Origin of the sequence: Salibacter sp. (genome assembly GCF_031581065.1) — a bacterium.
Taxonomy (GTDB): Bacteria; Bacteroidota; Bacteroidia; order Flavobacteriales_G; family Salibacteraceae; genus Salibacter.
The window spans coordinates 1-3,148 of the sequence record NZ_JAVLBN010000091.1 but is presented as its reverse complement, the minus strand read 5'-3'; the positions used below and the strand labels follow the sequence as shown (position 1 = coordinate 3,148).

The 3,148-nt window shown below is 43.5% G+C and carries 3 protein-coding genes; 2 read left to right on the top strand and 1 reads right to left on the bottom strand.

Features of this window, described 5'->3' with window-relative positions:
- Positions 1-649 precede the first annotated feature (649 nt).
- Together RI557_RS11550 and RI557_RS11545 are read left to right on the top strand one after the other, a co-directional pair.
- Positions 650-988 (top strand): hypothetical protein, encoded by a 339-nt coding sequence (locus tag RI557_RS11550; RefSeq protein ID WP_310683915.1) that lies wholly within the window; start codon positions 650-652, stop codon positions 986-988.
- 2 nt (positions 989-990) lie between these two features.
- The gene (locus RI557_RS11545; RefSeq protein ID WP_310669085.1) at positions 991-1,824 is read left to right on the top strand and encodes a CDC27 family protein; all 834 of its coding nucleotides are present in this window, start codon (positions 991-993) and stop codon (positions 1,822-1,824) included.
- Here RI557_RS11545 and RI557_RS11540 read toward each other — a convergent pair.
- Positions 1,806-2,861, bottom strand: coding sequence for a hypothetical protein (locus RI557_RS11540; protein WP_310683913.1), 1,056 nt, complete (start codon positions 2,859-2,861; stop codon positions 1,806-1,808). The genes RI557_RS11545 and RI557_RS11540 overlap by 19 nt on opposite strands.
- Positions 2,862-3,148 lie beyond the last annotated feature (287 nt).

The following is a 3,148-nucleotide window of genomic DNA, read 5'->3' as shown; positions in this document are numbered from 1 at the left end:
CATGAAGAAGTGAAGGGCCATTAAGTTATGATGTTACTTCTGCTGGTATCACAAAGGTCGCGAAGTAGACGCAATGGTCTCGAAGATTGAAGAATCACTTTGTGTGCGCTGTGAATTCTCAGAGCCCTTTGTGACCTGAGAAAGTTTTTGATAGCCCAAACATCAGTGCCGTAGGCACGAATTCACATAACTCTGGGCTTCAGCCCAGAGCAAAGTGCATGAGAGCCACCAACGAGTGCTGTAAGCACGGGCCACAGAAAAGTAAATAAACATCAGGCTTTTTAGATGTGAACCGTACCTACGGTACTCAAATCCTAATTATGAAACTTATGCTCCGGGTTAGCCCGGCTGCCGAGCGAAGTCGAGGCATGAGGGAGTTTGGAGTTGACAGATTTGCTAAAAGGTTTAAGGTCGAGGTCAAGGACGAGGAAGTCCTAACTTTACTTTTGACTTCATTGAATTTCTAAGCTGTTAAAGGTTTGGAGGTTGGATAGTTTGGAGGTTTGAATGTATAGATTCAAAATCCCCAGCTGCCGCGCGATTTCATCGCGTGGATGATTTTCATTGCTTTTTTCCAAAAAATTTTACCACCGTAAAAAGATTACGGTGTGGGCCGGTACGTTTGTCTCAACTTCAAAATTAAAAGGAGATGAGACAAGTAAAAAGTACAATTCAAAATTGGTTTCGGTCAGAGCCGGTTCAGCAATCTATCGTGTTCAAAGGCGCACTCTGTGGCATCAAACTTTACGATTTACCGATTATTTACCATCACTTGCGCGAAGGTGTGGATCTCACTTTGCGTATGGAGCACAACAATTCTATCGCGGCATATTTCAAAAACTTCAAGATAGGATACATTCCGTTTGGTGATCATCGCACAGTAAAGGCTATGCTGGAGCGTGGCTTTTCAGTTTCGTGTCGTGTCTCTCGTGTTGTGCGCGAAAAGTATCTGCCAACTCAATCTTTAGAAATCCAAATAACAGCATAATCATGAAACGTAACGAGATTAAAAAACACCTGAATAAATTCGATCGTCCGGTTCATGTTTCTACAGAGAGCTGGCTCAACTTTAAGTTGTGGGCATTTGAGGCCTGGAAAAGTCACACGATGTGCCAGCACTGGATGTACAGAATCGAGATTGAGAGTTCTACGCAATACGAGATGTTGTGCCAAAACGATGAGTTGATCATTCCGTCAAAATGGTTAAAGGTGAAGCAGAACAATCAGCTCGATAACGAACTCAATCGACTTCACCAGCATGCCCTGGATGCATACCGAAATGAAGATTTTGAGGTGTGCCTGGATCTTGTTCGTAAGGGAAAGTTGTTGAATGGTACTGATTTGCGTTTCAACGAGCTGGCAATGGATTGTGCTGCAGAGCTATCGGATTGGGAATTGGCAGCTACGGAGGCGAATTGCGCTCTGACCGTGAACCCTGCAAATGCAAGAATTTTTGGTAAACGCGGTAGGTATTACCGAGAGCTGGGAGATTTTGAACAATCGGCTCACGATTTTGAGGTTTCGTTGGCGCTGAACCCTAATCAGGAGGCGATCAGGTTTGAGTTGGCTGATGTTTATTTCGCTGAAAAGCGCTACAATGAGGCGTTTGAGAAGGTGAACGAGTGCTTGCGGTGTGGAGTTGAGACTGAGGCGGAGCTGGTTCTGACCGCGAGAATTGCAGAGAAATTGAAAAACTACAAAACGGCTAATGAGTTGTATTTCAGAGCTTATTTGAAAAATTCATTCAATCCGCAAGTGGTGAAAGGGCTAACGAAAACGGCTAAATTGCTGCGCCAGGAACGTAATTACAGGCGTGCTTCGTAGAGCATTTGCGCCATTTGACGGGCATCTGGTGTTGAGCCCAGGTTTTGTTCAAACTGGTAGAGTTGTGTTAGATAGGTGTTTTCATCGAGTAGCTCGGGCGTGATTTGCATATCGAGGAGTGAGTCTTTGAGCGGACTCTCACGCACGATGTGTGCGGTGAATTGCTTTTTTTCAAAGTGGTACTCGGCCATGAGGAAAAAGCCGGGAATGGATCCCGGGATCAAAAACACAACGGTACTTTTGGTGAATGTTTTCGTGTATGGCTCAATGTAGCCCAGCGTGTAAAATGGGTTTAGTCGTTGTATGTGCGGTATTTTTTTATCGGTCAGAGCCCGTTCCAATTCGTGCATTTTGGCGTTGATCTTGCTGGCTGGAAATTTCAATTTATCGAGTTCTGACAATGGTCGCCATACATTTTGATGGTTGAGATATTCCATCTCGCCCAGTCTCAGTTTGTAGTCAAATTCTGTGGAATTATCGAGGATGTAGCCCGGGTAATAGTAGGTGAAACCGTGTTTTTTGGCAAATTCCACTTCAGCAATCATTGTGAAAGTTCCCAAACTGTACTGGCTGTAATCGTTGTCGTAAATACCGATGAGGCTGGCTACGCTTTCTTCTCCCAAATCGAACAACGAGTAGGCGATGAGTTTTTCGCCATCGTAAACTTCAACTTCCCAGGTATTGAAAATAGTGTTGGTGTGACCGGGCATGAGGAATTGATCGAGGTCCTCGAACAGGAATCCTTTAAAACGTTTTTTGTGATGGCGATAGAGGTCTTCTTTTTGTTTGGTCAAACTGGATCGCCTGATGACCACTTCAAAATTACGTACTACGCGGTTGCGAATTTTCCTGAAGTTACGTTTTGATTTGTACTCATTGAGCGGCAGCCTGATATTGACAATAGACTGCACCTTCTCATCAAGGCATATCACCTCAGAGTGGTGGAGCAACAGGCTATTGCGAAACCAGCCACGCGAGAGATAGAAATCGAGATCACTCCCCGAAAGGGTTTTAGGAATATAAAACTGTACTAACACTACTTCTCAAATATAGACTTTTTAGTGGGGATTCAAAATGAGAGTGGGAAAGACTGTGGGAGTGTGATGCTAATTTAAACCAGCTTTAAAAAATAAATAATTAACCCTCGTTCACTTATCAAGTGTAATTGTTACTTTCATTTTTAGAGATAAGCTTTAGAATACCTGATTAGCTTTTGGATCTGACTGCTAATGTTTACTTATTCTTCAAATAAATATGCCTGATGTTGTTTTTGCCGGTTTCTTGTTCCTGGAATTCAAATTCACCGGTGCTTTTGATCAACGGG